At 65.0% G+C, this 14,676-nt stretch carries 17 protein-coding genes and 1 riboswitch; of the genes, 8 read left to right on the plus strand and 9 right to left on the minus strand.

Features of this window, described 5'->3' with window-relative positions; genetic code table 11:
* Positions 1-3 precede the first annotated feature (3 nt).
* Positions 4-513, plus strand: a complete 510-nt coding sequence (locus tag HD883_RS05585; protein ID WP_179587444.1) for a tripartite tricarboxylate transporter TctB family protein — start codon at positions 4-6, stop codon at positions 511-513.
* Positions 514-526: 13 nt separating this feature from the next.
* On the plus strand, positions 527-2,035 hold the full coding sequence (locus HD883_RS05590) for a tripartite tricarboxylate transporter permease (protein ID WP_179587443.1): 1,509 nt from the start codon (positions 527-529) through the stop codon (positions 2,033-2,035).
* A gap of 52 nt (positions 2,036-2,087) precedes the next feature.
* Here the strand turns inward: HD883_RS05590 and HD883_RS05595 are convergent, their stop codons facing one another.
* The 7 genes from HD883_RS05595 to HD883_RS05625 all read right to left on the minus strand — a co-directional run bounded on the left by HD883_RS05595 (position 2,088) and on the right by HD883_RS05625 (position 8,474).
* Positions 2,088-2,885 carry a MetQ/NlpA family ABC transporter substrate-binding protein gene (locus HD883_RS05595; protein WP_179587442.1) on the minus strand — a complete coding sequence of 266 codons (798 nt, stop codon included), beginning with the start codon at positions 2,883-2,885 and terminating at the stop codon, positions 2,088-2,090.
* Positions 2,886-2,929: 44 nt separating this feature from the next.
* Positions 2,930-3,751 carry an ABC transporter ATP-binding protein gene (locus HD883_RS05600; protein WP_179587441.1) on the minus strand — a complete coding sequence of 274 codons (822 nt, stop codon included), beginning with the start codon at positions 3,749-3,751 and terminating at the stop codon, positions 2,930-2,932.
* Entirely contained in the window at positions 3,736-4,536 is an 801-nt protein-coding gene (locus HD883_RS05605; protein ID WP_179587440.1) for an ABC transporter permease, read from the minus strand. Before HD883_RS05605 ends, HD883_RS05600 begins: the two co-directional genes overlap by 16 nt.
* Complete coding sequence (locus HD883_RS05610; RefSeq protein ID WP_179587439.1) at positions 4,533-5,396, minus strand: ABC transporter permease; 864 nt, start codon at positions 5,394-5,396, stop codon at positions 4,533-4,535. Before HD883_RS05610 ends, HD883_RS05605 begins: the two co-directional genes overlap by 4 nt.
* A gap of 84 nt (positions 5,397-5,480) precedes the next feature.
* Positions 5,481-5,816 (minus strand): 4Fe-4S dicluster domain-containing protein, encoded by a 336-nt coding sequence (locus HD883_RS05615; RefSeq protein ID WP_179587438.1) that lies wholly within the window; start codon positions 5,814-5,816, stop codon positions 5,481-5,483.
* Positions 5,813-7,393: an FAD-dependent oxidoreductase gene (locus HD883_RS05620; RefSeq protein ID WP_179587437.1), complete on the minus strand. Its 1,581-nt coding sequence runs from the start codon at positions 7,391-7,393 to the stop codon at positions 5,813-5,815. Before HD883_RS05620 ends, HD883_RS05615 begins: the two co-directional genes overlap by 4 nt.
* Positions 7,374-8,474, minus strand: coding sequence for an ABC transporter substrate-binding protein (locus tag HD883_RS05625; protein ID WP_179587436.1), 1,101 nt, complete (start codon positions 8,472-8,474; stop codon positions 7,374-7,376). Before HD883_RS05625 ends, HD883_RS05620 begins: the two co-directional genes overlap by 20 nt.
* A 198-nt stretch (positions 8,475-8,672) precedes the next feature.
* Here HD883_RS05625 and HD883_RS05630 point away from each other — a divergent pair, with 198 nt between their 5' ends.
* Genes HD883_RS05630 through ssuE form a run of 3 tightly spaced genes read left to right on the plus strand, consistent with a single transcriptional unit; the run spans position 8,673 to position 11,371 of the window.
* A complete protein-coding gene (locus HD883_RS05630) occupies positions 8,673-9,644 on the plus strand; it encodes a Bug family tripartite tricarboxylate transporter substrate binding protein (RefSeq protein ID WP_179587435.1) in 972 nt (323 codons plus the stop codon).
* 15 nt (positions 9,645-9,659) lie between these two features.
* Positions 9,660-10,721 (plus strand): ABC transporter substrate-binding protein, encoded by a 1,062-nt coding sequence (locus HD883_RS05635; RefSeq protein WP_179587434.1) that lies wholly within the window; start codon positions 9,660-9,662, stop codon positions 10,719-10,721.
* On the plus strand, positions 10,718-11,371 hold the full coding sequence (gene ssuE / locus HD883_RS05640; protein ID WP_179587433.1) for an NADPH-dependent FMN reductase: 654 nt from the start codon (positions 10,718-10,720) through the stop codon (positions 11,369-11,371). Before HD883_RS05635 ends, ssuE begins: the two co-directional genes overlap by 4 nt.
* A gap of 13 nt (positions 11,372-11,384) precedes the next feature.
* On the opposite strand, the gene HD883_RS05645 is transcribed toward ssuE, so the two are convergent.
* Together HD883_RS05645 and HD883_RS05650 are read right to left on the minus strand one after the other, a co-directional pair.
* Entirely contained in the window at positions 11,385-11,717 is a 333-nt protein-coding gene (locus tag HD883_RS05645) for a hypothetical protein (RefSeq protein ID WP_179587432.1), read from the minus strand.
* 77 nt (positions 11,718-11,794) lie between these two features.
* Entirely contained in the window at positions 11,795-12,328 is a 534-nt protein-coding gene (locus HD883_RS05650) for a 6,7-dimethyl-8-ribityllumazine synthase (protein WP_179587431.1), read from the minus strand.
* A 38-nt stretch (positions 12,329-12,366) separates the two neighbouring features.
* Positions 12,367-12,522: riboswitch (FMN riboswitch) on the minus strand.
* A 210-nt stretch (positions 12,523-12,732) separates the two neighbouring features.
* Between HD883_RS05650 and HD883_RS05655 the strand changes: the two genes are divergently transcribed.
* The 3 genes from HD883_RS05655 (at position 12,733) to HD883_RS05665 (ending at position 14,655) form a co-directional block, all read left to right on the plus strand.
* On the plus strand, positions 12,733-13,170 hold the full coding sequence (locus tag HD883_RS05655; RefSeq protein WP_179587430.1) for a hypothetical protein: 438 nt from the start codon (positions 12,733-12,735) through the stop codon (positions 13,168-13,170).
* A gap of 85 nt (positions 13,171-13,255) precedes the next feature.
* Positions 13,256-13,909 carry a carbonic anhydrase gene (locus HD883_RS05660; RefSeq protein WP_179587429.1) on the plus strand — a complete coding sequence of 218 codons (654 nt, stop codon included), beginning with the start codon at positions 13,256-13,258 and terminating at the stop codon, positions 13,907-13,909.
* 41 nt (positions 13,910-13,950) lie between these two features.
* Positions 13,951-14,655: a hypothetical protein gene (locus HD883_RS05665; RefSeq protein ID WP_179587428.1), complete on the plus strand. Its 705-nt coding sequence runs from the start codon at positions 13,951-13,953 to the stop codon at positions 14,653-14,655.
* Positions 14,656-14,676 lie beyond the last annotated feature (21 nt).

Raw genomic sequence — 14,676 nt, forward strand, 5'->3', positions numbered from 1 at the left:
ACGATGTCAACTACGTTGCAACGCGTGACCGGCACGCGCGAATTCTGGGCGGGCGCCCTCTTCACAGTGCTCGGCCTGGTCTTCCTGGTGTATTCGGGTCAATACCGCATCGGCACCGCTGAACGCATGGGCCCCGCCTTCGTGCCGGGCGCGCTGTCCGGCCTGCTGGTGGTGCTGGGCCTGGCATCGGCCGCGCGTGGCTGGAGTCCCAAGGCCACGCCGCTTGATCTGGGTCCCCTGAGGCCATTGGCCGTCATCGTGCTGGCCGTGGTGGTGTTCGCCGCCTTGCTGATGCCGCTGGGCCTCGTTGTCGCCACGGCCGTGCTGGTGCTGGTCAGTACCCTGGCGGGCGAATCGTTCAAGGTGCGTGACGCCTTGCTGCTCGCCGCCGGATTGACCGCCCTGGCAGCCGGTGTGTTCGTCTGGGGTCTGGGCGTGGCCGCACCGCTCTGGCCCGCCCTGTTCGATTCCCTGCTGTCGTCCGGCGCCACTTCTTCCTCTGCCGTGCCTTGATGCCGGACCAACCATGACTGACGTTTTCGGCGGCATCGCCATGGGGATGGGCGCCGCGCTCGATCCTGTCAATCTTCTGTACTGCTTCTGCGGCGTGCTGCTTGGCACCCTGGTCGGTGTACTGCCCGGACTGGGCCCCGTCGCCACCGTGGCCATGCTGATGCCCTTCAGCCTCACGCTGGAACCCACGTCGTCCATCATCATGCTGGCTGGCATCTACTATGGCGCCCAATACGGCGGGTCGACCACGGCCATCCTTGTCAACATTCCCGGCGAAGCGTCGTCGGTCGTGACGGCCATCGACGGCTACAAGATGGCGCAGCAAGGCCGCGCCGGCGCCGCGCTGGGCATCGCCGCCATCGGCTCTTTTTTTGCGGGTTGCGTATCGACGGTGGTGATCGCCGTGTGCTCGCCCCTGCTCGCGCAGGTCGCGCTGACCTTCCGTGCGCAGGAATATTTTTCGTTGATGGTGCTGGGTGTCGTCACCGCCGTCGTGCTGGCGCACGGGTCCTTGCTCAACGCCTTGTGCATGGTGGTGCTGGGCTTGCTGCTCGGCCTGGTCGGCACCGACGTCAACTCCGGCGTCGAACGATTCACGCTGGGCGGTGTGCCAGAACTGGCCGACGGCATCAGCTTCGTCGCGGTCACCATGGGTCTGTTCGGCATTGCCGAGGTCGCGGCCAATCTGGCTAGCCCCGAACACCGCACCCTGCGGGTCGACAAGGTCGGCCGCATCCTGCCCACCCGCCATGAACTGGCCATGTCGGTCGGCGCCATCCTGCGAGGCACCGCGCTGGGCTCGGTGCTGGGTGTGCTGCCGGGCGGGGGCGCCCTGCTCGCTTCATTCAGTGCCTACTCACTGGAAAAGAAAGTGGCGCGCGCACCCACGCACTTTGGCGAAGGCGACATCCGCGGGGTGGCCGCGCCAGAATCGGCCAACAACGCAGGGGCCCAGACGTCCTTCATCCCGCTCCTGACCCTTGGCATTCCAGGTGGCCCTGTAATGGCCGTCATTCTTGGCGCCCTGATGGTGCAAGGCATTACCCCTGGCCCGCAGGTCATGACCGAAAGGCCGGAATTGTTCTGGGGCTTGATCGCCAGCATGTGGGTCGGAAATCTGATGCTGGTCGTGCTCAACCTGCCGCTGATCGGCCTGTGGATACGTCTATTGAAGGTGCCGTATCGCGCCCTGTTTCCCGCCATTCTGGTGTTCTGCTGCATCGGCGGCTACGCCGTCAGCACCAGTACATTCGAGGTCTGGTCGCTGGCCCTGTTTGCCGTGCTCGGCTATGGCTTCAAGAAGCTGGATTGCGAGCCCGCGCCGCTGGTGCTCGGCTTTGTGCTGGGCCCGCTGATCGAAGAGCATTTTCGCCGATCAATGCGCCTGTCCGACGGCGACCCGACCGTGTTCCTGACGATGCCACTCAGCCTGGCGTTCCTGGTCGGCGCGGTGGGATTGATGGTGATGGTCCTGGTGCCGCAGATCGGCGCGGTGCGGCAGGCGGCAATGCAGGAAGCCTGACACACGCAAGCATCCCCGGTCGGCGCGTGCCTGCCGGACCGACCCATCATCGCTAGAACGCCGGAATCAGCGACCCCTGGAACGTCTTGACGATGTACGCCTTGACCTCGGGCGATTGATACGCCGCCACCAGTTGCTTGACCCAGGGCTTGTTCAGGTCCTGCGTGCGCACCGCGATCAGGTTGGCGTAGCGACCGCGCGGATCTTCCATTGCCAGACCATCACGCGACGCGTTCAAGCCGATCTGCTGCGCAAAGTCGTCGTTCAGCGCCGCGACATCCAGGTCGTCCAGCGACCGTGGCAGTTGCGCGGCATCCAGCTCCACCAGCTTCAGCTTCTTGGGGTTGCTCGTGACGTCGCGCGGTGTGGCGGCGTTGTTGGCAAGGGCAGCGGGTGTCAGGCCGATCAGTCCCTTGGCAGCCAACAGCTGCAGCGCACGGTTGCCATTCGACGGATCGTTCTGGATGCCCACGCGCGCGCCATCGGGCAACTGATCCAACGACTTGAACTTGCGGGAATAGAAGGCCAGCGGCGCGGTCACGGTCAGGCCTGCCGAGGCAATCTTGAAGCCGCGCGCCTTGACCTGATTTTCAAGGAACGGCAAGTGCTGGAAGGCATTGGCTTCAATGTCGCCCGCGGCAAGCGCGGCATTGGGCAACTGGTAATCGTTGAAATTCACAACCTTGATATCCAGCCCATTCTTCTTGCCGACCTGCTGCACGATCTTGAAGATATCCTGCGCGCTGCCGGACGTGATGCCCACCCGAACCGTGACCGGGTCGGCCGCCAGGGCGCCCGAGGCGCTTGCCAGCAAAACGAACACGAATCCCACCGTGTGCAACCTCTTCATCTCATTCCTCTTTCGACAGGCCTGTCGTTGTCATCCGCAATCATTCAATGTACGCCAAGCAGACCCAGGATTTCATCCTTGATGCCAATCACCGCCGGATCGGTGCGGCGTCGCGGCTTGGCGATCGGCACGTCGACGACACGGCGGATGCGCCCAGGTCGCGGGTCCATGACCACGATCCGATCCGACAGATACACCGCTTCTTCGACGTCGTGCGTGACCATCAGCATGGTGATCCTTTCGTGTTCCCAAATGCGCAGCAGTTCGGTCTGCAGATGGCTGCGGGTCAGGGAATCCAGCGCGCCGAAAGGTTCGTCGAGCAGTAGGATCCGGGGGCTGGGCGCGAGCCCGCGCGCAATCGCCGCGCGCTGCGACATACCGCCCGACAATTGATGCGGATGCGCTTTTTCGAACCCCGCCAGGCCGACCAGCGCGATCAGTTCGCGCGTCACGGCCGCCTTCGCCTCTGGCGTGCGCGCCTGCGTTTTCATGCTGAGCAGAATGTTCTGTTCAACCGTCAACCAAGGCAGCAGCCGGTGATCCTGGAACACGATCCCGCGCGAAAGGCTGGGCCGGGTAATGGGTTCGCCATGGTCAATGAGTTCACCCGCATCGGCAGTCTCCAGGCCCGCCAGCAGGCGCAGCAGCGTCGACTTGCCGCAGCCGCTCGGCCCGACCAGGCTGATGAATTCGCCCTTTGCCACCGACAAGGAGACTGACTGCAGGGCCTGCACCACCTGCCCGTCCACATGAAAGGACTTGGACACGCCACGTACGTCGACGGCCTGCGCGGCGGAGTTGCCGGCAGCCTGCGGCGCGGAATGTGGCGTGGTGACCCGAACATCGGGTGTCAAGACGTTTGCCATGACGACAAGCTCCTGGAAATAAAAACGATGACGCGGTCCAGGGCGAACCCAGTCACAGCCAGGGCAACGATGCCGGTAATGACAAGATCCATGCGCCCGTATTCGCGTGAGGCGGCAAGGAACACTCCCAGGCCGTCGCCGGCCCCGTTCACATAGCCAGTACCGATCAGGTACTCCGCGCCGATGGTGCCCAGCCACGCTGTCGCAAATGCCATCTCGAGCCCGGAAACGATGACCGGTGCCGCGGCCGGCAAAATGATCCAGCGTATCCGCGCCAGCCGGCCCAGCTCGGCGAGCCTGCCCACCTCGCGATAAGGCTGCGGCACCTGTCGGCAACCCGCTTCGGCGTTCAGCAGCATCGGAAAGAACGCACCCAATGCGATCAGTGCGATCTTCATGGTTTCGCCGGTGCCGAGCCATGCGCTAAGCAGCGGGATCCACGCAAACAGCGCCACCTGCCGTGCCGCATTGAGACTGGGCGAGACCAGGCCGCGCGCACGCGCGCTCAAGCCAAGCGGAACGCCGATCAGCAGTCCCAGCCCGGCGCCCAGCACGAAACCCGTCAGTGCACGGACGATCGTCGCGAACACCGCGCTGGTGACGCCGCCGTCGGCGACCGACTCGGCCGCGGCCGCCGCAATGGTCGACACCGGCAGGAAGATCTGCGGGTTGCCCAGGCCGGTTTCACCGGCGGCCACCCACGCGGCCAGCAGGCCCAGGGGAATCACGGCGCCGCGCGCCCGGTCGGTCCAGCGCGTTGGACGAGCCATGGGCGGCGCGCTCATGCGGTCGCTCCGGCCCAGGCGGTGTGGCGCTTCTGCAATGCCATGGCCGCGTAATCGAGCGCCCAGCCGGCCAGCGCAATGACAACCATCGTCACCAGCACGATATCGAGCTGGAAGGCCTTGCGGCCCCAGGTCATCAGGTAACCGATGCCGGCGGCCGACGCGATCATCTCGACCAGGATCAATGCCTTCCAACCCTTGCTCAAGGCCAGGCGAAACCCGTTGAAGACGGCGGGCAGAATGGCGGGCAGCACGACATGGCGCAGCGTGGACCAGCGATCCAGCTCGAGGACTCGCGCCACGTCGCGATAGTTGAGCGATACATTCCGCACGCCGTCGAAGCTGTTGATCATCAGCGGCAAGAAGCAGGTCTTGGCGATCAACACGAATTTGAGTGTCTCGCCGATGCCGAAGAACAGCATGAAAAAAGGCAGCCAGCCCAGGGACGGGACCAGCCAGAAGGCGCGCACGGTCGGGCCAAGATAGACCTCGACGCGCCGAGACACGCCCATGGCAATGCCGACGGCCAGCCCCAGCCCGCCGCCGATCAGCAGGCCGACCATCAGACGGCCAAAGCTGACCGCCAGCTCTTGCTGCAACTGCCCGGATGCCATCAGTTCGACGGCCGTTGCCAACACCAGGGAGGGGTCCGGCAGGATCTGCGGCGCGACCCATTCCGCATGCGCGGCCACTGCCCACAGCAGCACGACCATGGCAGGCAGCAACAGGCCGGTGGCGACGGCACGCACGCGACGGTTCAGTGCGGACGGCCGCAACGCACGGACCCAGGTCGACGGCAACGGCGCCGACGGCTGCGTCAGGGAATCAAGGGGCACGGAACCCAGGGGCAGCGATGACATGAAACAACTCCAGAAACGCACACACCATATCGTTGACACAAACAACTGAAACCAGCGGCTTCGACTGCAAGCGGACACACCCGTCTACAGAAACGCCCGGATCCGGAACGTGGGATCCGCGTCGGCACCTCCGGACCGGCCGCGCTTCCAACCGAGTTCGCGGGCATAGGCGCCGAACAGGCCACCGGCTTCCACCACCGCCTCGGTCACCTCGCCCGGCGCGGCCGGTCCGTCCGCCATCGGCGATACGAACAGCGCGTCGACCGGGCAGTAGATCTCGCACAGAAAGCAGGTCTGGCAGTCGTCCTGCCGCGCAATGAGCGGCAAGGCGCCGGGCACGGGGTCAAACACATTGGCCGGGCACGCCGTCACGCAGACGTTGCAGCCCGTGCAACGGGTCGACGAAATCACTTCGATCATGACAAGGCCATCTCGGGTTCGGTCTCATATGCAACATCGATGCGGTCCACGCCCCGCAGCAGGATGCGACGGGCCTGCCCAGGATCACTGAATGCGGCGTTTTGCAGGCGGTGCATGCCCCGGCTCTCTTTGCGCAACCGGGCACTGGCAACCGACCACCGGGCCGAGGCAAGCAGCGCCGTCGCTTCCCTGCTGCGAAGCAGATCCGCGTCGCCGCCCGCGTCATGACGCGTGGCCTGCCAGGCGCCTTCCAGCCGCGTCGCCATCCGTCCAAGCGTGGCGGAATGACGAAAGAAATTGGTGTCCAGGGGCAGCATGTCCTGGCGCACCGCAGCGACGACGTCGGCGGCTGCGCCAGCGGACATTGCCGGCGTGCCGGGCGTCAAGCCCGCCACGTCGCGCACCTGGCGCGTTGCCGTCAGGCTGCCAAGCCTTGCAGCGTGCAAGGCCGCGCCCGTGCCTGCTCCCTTCCCGCTGGCAATCGCCCACGACGCGTTCGGCCCGCCTCCGCCCGAGATGGCGCCGGTCAACGCCTCGCGGCTGGCGGCATCCCCCGCGGCGAACAGGCCAGGAATGTCGGTCGCGCCATGGGCGTTGGCCAGACGGATCCCGCCCACGCCGCGCACGGTGCCTTCGCACCGGAGCGTGACCGCAAACCGCTGCGTAAAGGGGTCGATCCCCTGCTTGTCGAAGGGCACGAAGCAGTTGGGTTGCGCACGCCGCAGCCAACCTTGCACCGTGTCGTCGGCCAGGTCCAGGCAGGCATACACAGGCCCGTCCAGTAGTGCCCGCGCCACCTGCGCATGCCGGTCACTGGGGGTAGGATCCAGCGCGCGCCCATCGCTGTCAGTGAATGTGGCCCATCGATAGATCAGTCCCTTGTTCAACGACGTTCCCGCAGGCGCGATGCCGTATTGCGAACAGAACTCCATGCCCGACAGCGTTGCGCCTGCCTCGGCCGCCATCAGGTAGCCGTCGCCCGTCAGGCCGGTGGCGCCCAGCATGCGCTCGCCATAGGCGCATCCACCCGTTGCCAGCACGACGGCCCCGGCCGTGATTCGCCAGGCCCGCCCCTGCTGTCGCGCCAGCCCGCGCGCACCGGCAATACCCTGGCCATCGGCAAGCAGGGACAGGGCCGGATGGTGATCAAGCACGGTCACACCCGCCGCCTTCACCTCGCGGCGCATGAAGCGCATGAAGTCCGGTCCGCGCAGATTGGCGATATAAGGCTGGCCCGATTCGTCACGCGGAAATGGGTATCCTTGCTCCGCCAGCCACAACAGCCCGTCATAGGCCGCCCCCAACACGCGCTCGCCTTCGGCGGGGTCGGCCAGACCACCTGCCCGTGCCGCGCGCCGGGCTGCCGCGGCGCCGCGGCCCGGGCCGGGCGGCACGCACCACCTGCCGGTGTTCGAGGGCGCCGTGGCGCCGCTGGTGCCGAAGTAGCCCTTGTCGACCAGCACGACCTTGCGCCCGGCGGCAGCGGCCGTCCAGGCGGCCCACGCGCCAGCCGGTCCGCCGCCGATCACCAGCACATCCGTGTTCAGCGCCAGCGGCTCACTGCTGCGGCTTGCCATTCGCGCCGCCATCACCTGAGTTGGCCGCGGGACTGCCCGCAGCATCGCGCCGTACCCACACGTTCTGGTAGCCATGGGTGGCAATCGCCCTGTTCAGATAGGACGCGTCTACCCATTTCGCCACGTCGATTTTCCGGCGGATCAGCTTCTGCTGTTCGGCAAAGGCAATGCCGCGGCGCACGTTGGCCACATAGAAGTCGTCCAGCAAGGGACTCAGACGATCGGCCAGCGGATCGCCGGCATAGTCGTCGACGATCGCCTTGGACGGCGTGCCGGTCAGTTCCCAGATCTTGATAAGGGCGTCGCGATTCGCTTCCTGCGAGGCAAAATGCGCGCCCTGCACATAGGCATTCACGACACGCTGCGTGGTCTCGGGATACTTCCTGGCAAACGCTTCGGTCACGACAAACGAGCCGAACGTATTGGCCGGATCCACCTTGCCTTTGGTCGAATAGATGATCTTGCCGACGCCTCGCGCCGGCAACGCCAGCAGGTTGGACCCACCCACGACGGCATCGACGTCGCCGGAGGTGATCGCGGTGACCTGATCCGCCGCCTTGAGGTCAAACAGCTGGATGTCTTTCTGGCTCAGGCCCGCCTGCGTCAATACGGTTTCAAGCGACAGTTCCAGGATAGTGCCGCGGCCAACGGTCACTTTCTTGCCTTTCAGATCGGCCAGCGTTCTGATCGGTGAGGCATTGCCCACCAGCACGTAGGTCGGCGCCGATCCATAGGAAGCCACGACCTTGGTCGGCAGTCCCGCACCACGGCCAACGATATTGGGCAGCCCACCATAGTTGGCAAAGTCAACTTGTCCGTTGGCGATGGCCTCGTTGATGGCCGGACCGGTGCCACGCGGAAACTGCCATTCGATCGTCACGCCTTCGGCCTTGAATTCCTTTTCAAGGAGTTCCTGCGCGCGGACCACGCCGATCACTGCCGACCCATATGGCGTCCCCCCCGCATTGCCTTGACCCGCAAGCCGGATGACCTTCGGCGGCGTTTCTTTCGCGCTGGCCTGCAGCGGACCGGACAGCAAGACAAGACCGGCGGCAACGACGCCCGCGGAAATCAACTTCATTGACGTTCTCCATGACAACGAGGAAACGATTTCCTCGCGGCATCGATCATGGCAATGAAGCCGACAAACCGAAACGAAGCGATTCGACTTTAGTCATGCGAAACGCGAAGCGAATATTCAAAGGCGTTCTTCTTCGTTCGCAAACGTGCAGGCGATCTCTATCGTGGCCCGACCCCCACCCCTGGTTGCCTGCCCGACATGATCCGCACACACCACACCCTTGCGTTCGCGCTGCTTGCAACGGCTTTCGCCGCCCCCACCTTTGCCGCGGACCGCTTCCCCTCCAAGCCCCTGCAGATCGTCGTGTCGGCCGCGCCGGGAGGCAGCCCCGACATCCTGGCTCGCATCGTCGCCAAAGCCTTGAGCGCACGTGTGGGCCAGCCGGTCAGCGTGGACAACCGGCCAGGTGGCGCTGGCAACATTGCCGCCACCCACGTCGCGCGGTCACCCGCCGATGGCTACACGCTCTTCGTTGCCACCGACAGCATCTCCATCAACCAAACGCTGTTCCGCAATCTCCCGTTCGACGCGCGCACCAGCTTTGCACCGGTCATCCACGCGATCTCTTCGCCGCAGGTGTTCGCGGTGCATCCGGAGGTCCCGGCCCGATCGGTTCAGGAATTCGTGCAGCTGGCCAAGGCCGCGCCCGACAGGTACGGCCTGGCGTCGCCCGCTATCGGCACCACGGGTCAGCTCGGTGTGCTGTTGCTGCAAAGCCAGGCCGCGATCCAGGTCAAGCCGGTGGTATATCGCAGTGCGCAGCCGGCCCTGACGGACGTGCTGGGCAAACATGCTGACGGCATTATCGTGACGATCGCGCCAGCGCTGCCCTTCATCAAAGAGGGCAAGCTGCGCGCGCTGGGCGTATCGACGGGGACACGCTCGGCCGCGCTGCCGGATGTTCCTACCTTCGTGGAACAGGGGCTGCCCGATTTCAAGTTCGATTCATGGCAAGGATTCGTGGTGCCGGGCGGGACGCCCAAACCGGTTATTGATCGCTTGAACACCGAACTGAACGCCGTGCTGACCGATCCCGATGTGAAGGCCAAGCTGCTGGCGCAAGCGTTCGATACGGTGGGCGGATCGCCCGCCGACTTCGGCAAGGTCATCAACGATTCCGTCGCGAGCTGGGAAAAAGTCATCCGCTCGCACGACATCCACATCGACTGAAACGGAGCCCCCACCATGTCCATCGATCGTCTCTGGTACACCCGCTGCCCCGTTCCGACCGCGTCGGGCATCGCCATCCATCACGGCTGGATCGACGCCGAATTTGCGCCTGACGGCATGACGGTGTCGTCGTTGCGCGCGTCCCCCGACCGGTCGGTGCGCGAGTCGCACTTCGATCATCGCCAGATCAACTCCTTCCGCCAGGGCGGTAATGCGCCGCCAATCTGGTCGCGCTCGCAAGGGCAGGATGTGGTGGTGGTCGGACTGACGTGGCTGCCGCAATACCAGTCCATTCTTGCGCTACCCGCATCGGGCATCACGTCGGTGGCTGGCCTGAAAGGCAAGCGTCTGGCCCTGCCCCGCCGCGTCAATGAAAAGATCGACTTCTGGCGCGCGTCCGCACTGCAGGGCTACCTGCAGGCACTTGCCGTCGAAGGCCTGACGCCCAACGACGTGACGTTTGTTGACCTGCCCGTGGAGGCACCCTACATCGGCAATGTGTCCGCGTCATCGAACGGCCCGCTGTTTGACGCACGTCAGGCGGCCGTCTCGGCCCGCGCCGAAGCCTTCGCGCTGATCCGCGGCGAAGTTGATGCCATCTACAACTATGGCGCCGCCGGGCCGTCGCTGCAGACTTTCCTGGGCGCCACAGTGGTTGCGGATATCAACCATCATCCGGACCAGACGGTTGCGATCAACAACGGCACGCCCAACGTGCTGACTGTCAGCGGCGCGTTGGTGCGCGACCATCCGGATCTGGTGGCCCGCTATCTTGCCCAGGTACTGCGGGCAGCGGCCTGGGCACGCACCCATCGCCGGGAAGCCACGCGCATCATTGCGGCCGAAGTATCGGTGGTAGAAGAATGGGTACCCGACGCCTTCGATGCCAGCCTGTTCGACAACCTGGAACCCAGCCTGCGGCCAGACCTGGTCAACGCGCTGCGCGTGCGCAAGGACTTCCTGCTCGAACAGGGTTTCATCCAGCAGGATTTTTCGATCGACGACTGGATCGCACCCGGTCCTCTGGCGGCCGCGCACCGCCTGACGCAACACCCACTTTTCAAGGCATGCGCATGACCACCGTTCTGACACTCTCCGGCAGTCCGTCCCCCGACTCCCGCTCCACCTTCCTGGTATCCACCGTGGCTGCGCGCCTCCACGACCTGGGCATCGACAACCGTTCGCTGGACGTGCGCGACATTCCCGCGCATGACCTGCTGCACGCACGGTTCGACAGCCCGGCGATCGTTGATCTTGTCAACGAGGTCCAGCGGGCAGACGCCATCGTCATCGGCACGCCCATCTACAAGGCGGCCTATAGCGGCGTGTTGAAGGCGCTGCTGGATGTCCTGCCGCAGACGGCCTTCCACGACAAGCTGATCCTGCCCGTTGCCACTGGCGGATCGCCCGCGCATTTCCTGGCGGTGGACTATGCCCTGAAGCCGGTGCTGTCGGCGCTGGGCGCGCGGCATATCCTCAGTACGCTGTTTGCAACCGAGGCGCAGCTGGTGCGCAATGCCGACCGGGGATACGTGTTCGCCGACGAGGTGCGCACGCGGCTGGACGATGCGGTGGAACAACTGATGCAGGGCGTGGTGGGGAAAGCGCGCCAGGCCGGCAACATGCGGAGCAACATCCGCAACAACGCACCTGGCACCGTAGCTGGCAACATGCGCAGCGCCGGACCTTTTGAACGCCCGCGTACCCGGGCGGCGGCTGGCGCGTAGCCCAGCTGCACGATCAGATCTGCAGCCGGGACGTGGCCGGCGGCACTTTCAGGCAGGCCTGATATTCGGTCTCGACGTCCTGCGTGCTGACGCGATTGTCGTAGGCATCCTGCACCAGGCTCAGGAACCAGCCCCGCGTGTCGGGATCAGCGACTTTGGACACGTCCAGCACCGCGTCGACGACACGTTGCGCCGCCCAGCCCTGGTCGCGAAGGTTGACGATGACGAGACTGACGTCGCGTGTGGTGGCGCAGGCTTCGCGCGCTTCGCCGACCACGTCGGCGCTCGCCGCCGGCAATGCGCCAAGGAACCATCCCAGCGCCAACAGAACCAGTAACCGATACATGACAAGCCGCGTAACAAAAAGACACGATTGGAACGAAGGCGTGAGCATACGCCAACGTTCCGGAAATGTCAGGCGTGTTACGTAGGCAAAGCGGCCAGGGCAGCGACGGTTTTTGCACACGCCTGGGCGACTTCCCTGCCCTTGGTCACGAAGTGGGTGTGGAAAAAGTCGTGGTGTTCGCCATGCGAGTGGAAATGATGCGGCGTCAACACGGCCGAGAACACGGGCACGCCGGTGTCCAGTTGAACCCGCATCAGCCCGTCGATCACCGCGTGCGCGACGAATTCGTGGCGGTAGATACCGCCGTCGACCACCAGGCCGGCCGCCACGATGCCGGCATAGGCGCCGGTGCTGGCCAGGCGTTTTGCATGCAGGGGGATCTCGAAAGCCCCGGGCACTTCGAAACAGTCGATGGCGTCGCGGGCGTAACCGAGGCGGCCCATCTCTTCGATGAACGCGTCACGGCTCTGGTCGACGATCTCGCGATGCCAGCAGGCCTGGACGAACGCGATGCGGCCCGGCGCCACGGCGCTGGGGGATGATTTGGTATTGGCAAGACCCACTTCCGACTCTCCAGAAAGGAAAAAGTCGAGGCAAACGGGATGGCCCATGCAGCGGCCGGGCGCACAGGCGCGGCAGCGTGCACAGGTCCCGCTCTCTTTCATCCGGACTGTACCGTCGGCTTCGGAATCGCACCGAAATCTGCTGACCCCGCCAGGGTGGCGGGCGCTCGCGGGCTAGGTGCGCATCTGGATGCAGCGCCATTACCGCCGGTGGGGAATCGCACCCCGCCCCGAGAACGTTGGCCGCCAGGACAGGGCCCAGCGGTGCGCGCTACCTTAGCACAAACCCGCATGGCTGCTGGCCAAAGTCCATGGCAACAACGGGGTTGGCGGACCGGCATCCGCCTGAGGCTCGGCTGTCATACCCGGAAATGCCCGCAACCCTGCTGTAACCCCTCATGCGAGGGCATCCGACTATCCTGAACTCGTCCCTTCGAACTGGAAGTCTTGCCATGCCCATACCCCAGTCGACCGGCGACAGGCGCCTCGTCGCCGAAGCCCATCTGCAGACCGCCCTGTTTGGCGTTCGCCCCGATCTCCCTTCCACCGCGCTCTTGGTTACGGCCGATGAACATGGCCTCCTCAGTGCACAGGTGTACGGCGTGGAAGTGGCGCTACAACGGTCCGTGGACCGGCTCAAAGACGAACTGCTTGATCGCTTCCGCAGTTTCCATCCGATCTATGACCACGATGATCTCGACGCGCTGATGCGCACGTTGAAGATGATCGCCCCGAAGGCCGGGGTTGCGATCGCACCGAATTCGGTGGACCTGATCGAATTGCCGGGCGCCATTCTGGTGCTCACGGTCAATGGCGTTGCCGTGGCCGCTTCCGAAGATCCCTTGCATCTGCTCTCCCAGGCCCTGGTCGATCTGCGCGCGCAGCGTTGACGGTCTTGTGCCTTCCTGCACGGAGGGCGGCTGATATCATTCGCTACCCGTTCCGGCTCTGGAACGGCGCGAAGACAGGTGCCCCATGTTCCCCACACGACTCTCCGACGGATACCGGAATTTTCTTGATGGCCGCTTCAGTGATGAAAGCGCCCGTTACCGCACATTGGCCGAACGCGGCCAGACCCCCGAAGTCATGGTGATCGGGTGTTGCGACTCCCGCGTCGCGCCCGAAGTGATCTTCGATGCGTCACCTGGCGAACTGTTCGTAGTTCGCAACGTGGCCAATCTTGTGCCCCCCTACGAAGATGACCGCGAGAGCTACCACGGCACCAGCGCCGCGCTGGAATTTGCCGTGCAGTCGCTGCGTGTCAAACACATCGTCGTCCTGGGCCACGCCCACTGCGGCGGCATCCAGGCCGTGGCCAAGAACGCGGCGGCGCTGTCGCCCGGCGACTTCATCGGCAAGTGGATGAGCCAGATCGCACCCGTGGCCGAGCGCCTGGGCCCGATGGGCGACAACCCTGGCAAATATCTGATGCAGATGGAACTTGCGGTGGTCGAGCACAGCCTCAATAACCTGATGTCGTTTCCGTGCGTGCGCATTCTGGTCGAACGCGGCCAGCTGCAGTTGCACGGGGCGTACTTTGGCGTTGCGACCGGCCTGCTGCTGGTGCGCGACCCGGCGACCGGTGAATTCCATCCGGCGTCGTCTCCCCCTCAGGCCGCAGGCGCCTAGCCCGCGGCCGCACTTGCCGCACTGTGGCGAAGGAAGCTTGCATGATTGGTCGTACCTGGATTCTTGCCGCATTGGTGGCGCCCGCCTGTGTCTACGCCGGTGGCACCGCCAACCTGACCGCGCGCGACGAACAGGGTAAGCAACTGACCGCCACGGTCGAATTCGTTGGCACGTCGCGGCTGCGGGTGACGTCGCCCAACCAGCCCGGCGCCTACATGATCGCGCGCGATGGAAAGGTCTACAACATTGCGAAGATCCAGGGCCGCACGGTGGTCATGGAAGCGAAGGACCTGATGCGCATGGCCGGCAACATGATGCCCAGCCCGACCGCCGCCATCGAACAGGTCAACAGCGTGGTGTCACTCACACCGACGTCGGCCAAGGAAACGGTGGCCGGGATCAACGGCACCGTCTACAAGCTGACCTACGAAGACGGCCAGCGGCGCACGCGGACCGAAGACCTGGTGCTGGCCAAGGATGCGCGCGCCACCGAATTCACGTCGGCCGCGGTGCACTTTGGCAAGACACTGGCGGCGGCGTCCGGCACCATCATCCCGCCGGGTGCGGACGACCTGGTGGCCCGCATCCAGCGGGACGGCATGGGCCTACTGCGGTTTGGCAACCGGATCGAGATCAATTCCCTGAACGGCACGACTCCGGCGGCGACGCGTTTCGACCTGCCGGCCGGGTCATTTCAGATGCCGGACCTGGGCGGTCTGTTCCCGGGACTGGGCGGCGCCCGGTAAGCGCTAGCAGCCCCGGTACGC

The sequence above is a fragment of the Pigmentiphaga litoralis genome, assembly GCF_013408655.1.
GTDB classification, from domain to species: Bacteria; Pseudomonadota; Gammaproteobacteria; order Burkholderiales; family Burkholderiaceae_B; genus Pigmentiphaga; species Pigmentiphaga litoralis_A.

Coding starts and splice junctions, on each gene's coding strand:
- HD883_RS05665 (WP_179587428.1), top strand. CDS start 13,951: ATGATTGGTCGTACCTGGATTCTTGCCGCATTGGTGGCGCCCGCCTGT.
- HD883_RS05655 (WP_179587430.1), top strand. CDS start 12,733: ATGCCCATACCCCAGTCGACCGGCGACAGGCGCCTCGTCGCCGAAGCC.
- HD883_RS05605 (WP_179587440.1), bottom strand. CDS start 4,536: ATGAGCGCGCCGCCCATGGCTCGTCCAACGCGCTGGACCGACCGGGCG.
- HD883_RS05600 (WP_179587441.1), bottom strand. CDS start 3,751: ATGGCAAACGTCTTGACACCCGATGTTCGGGTCACCACGCCACATTCC.
- HD883_RS05635 (WP_179587434.1), top strand. CDS start 9,660: ATGTCCATCGATCGTCTCTGGTACACCCGCTGCCCCGTTCCGACCGCG.
- HD883_RS05620 (WP_179587437.1), bottom strand. CDS start 7,393: ATGGCAAGCCGCAGCAGTGAGCCGCTGGCGCTGAACACGGATGTGCTG.
- HD883_RS05610 (WP_179587439.1), bottom strand. CDS start 5,396: ATGTCATCGCTGCCCCTGGGTTCCGTGCCCCTTGATTCCCTGACGCAG.
- HD883_RS05650 (WP_179587431.1), bottom strand. CDS start 12,328: ATGGGCCATCCCGTTTGCCTCGACTTTTTCCTTTCTGGAGAGTCGGAA.
- HD883_RS05630 (WP_179587435.1), top strand. CDS start 8,673: ATGATCCGCACACACCACACCCTTGCGTTCGCGCTGCTTGCAACGGCT.
- HD883_RS05615 (WP_179587438.1), bottom strand. CDS start 5,816: ATGATCGAAGTGATTTCGTCGACCCGTTGCACGGGCTGCAACGTCTGC.
- HD883_RS05590 (WP_179587443.1), top strand. CDS start 527: ATGACTGACGTTTTCGGCGGCATCGCCATGGGGATGGGCGCCGCGCTC.
- HD883_RS05585 (WP_179587444.1), top strand. CDS start 4: ATGTCAACTACGTTGCAACGCGTGACCGGCACGCGCGAATTCTGGGCG.
- HD883_RS05625 (WP_179587436.1), bottom strand. CDS start 8,474: ATGAAGTTGATTTCCGCGGGCGTCGTTGCCGCCGGTCTTGTCTTGCTG.
- HD883_RS05660 (WP_179587429.1), top strand. CDS start 13,256: ATGTTCCCCACACGACTCTCCGACGGATACCGGAATTTTCTTGATGGC.
- HD883_RS05645 (WP_179587432.1), bottom strand. CDS start 11,717: ATGTATCGGTTACTGGTTCTGTTGGCGCTGGGATGGTTCCTTGGCGCA.
- HD883_RS05595 (WP_179587442.1), bottom strand. CDS start 2,885: ATGAAGAGGTTGCACACGGTGGGATTCGTGTTCGTTTTGCTGGCAAGC.
- ssuE (WP_179587433.1), top strand. CDS start 10,718: ATGACCACCGTTCTGACACTCTCCGGCAGTCCGTCCCCCGACTCCCGC.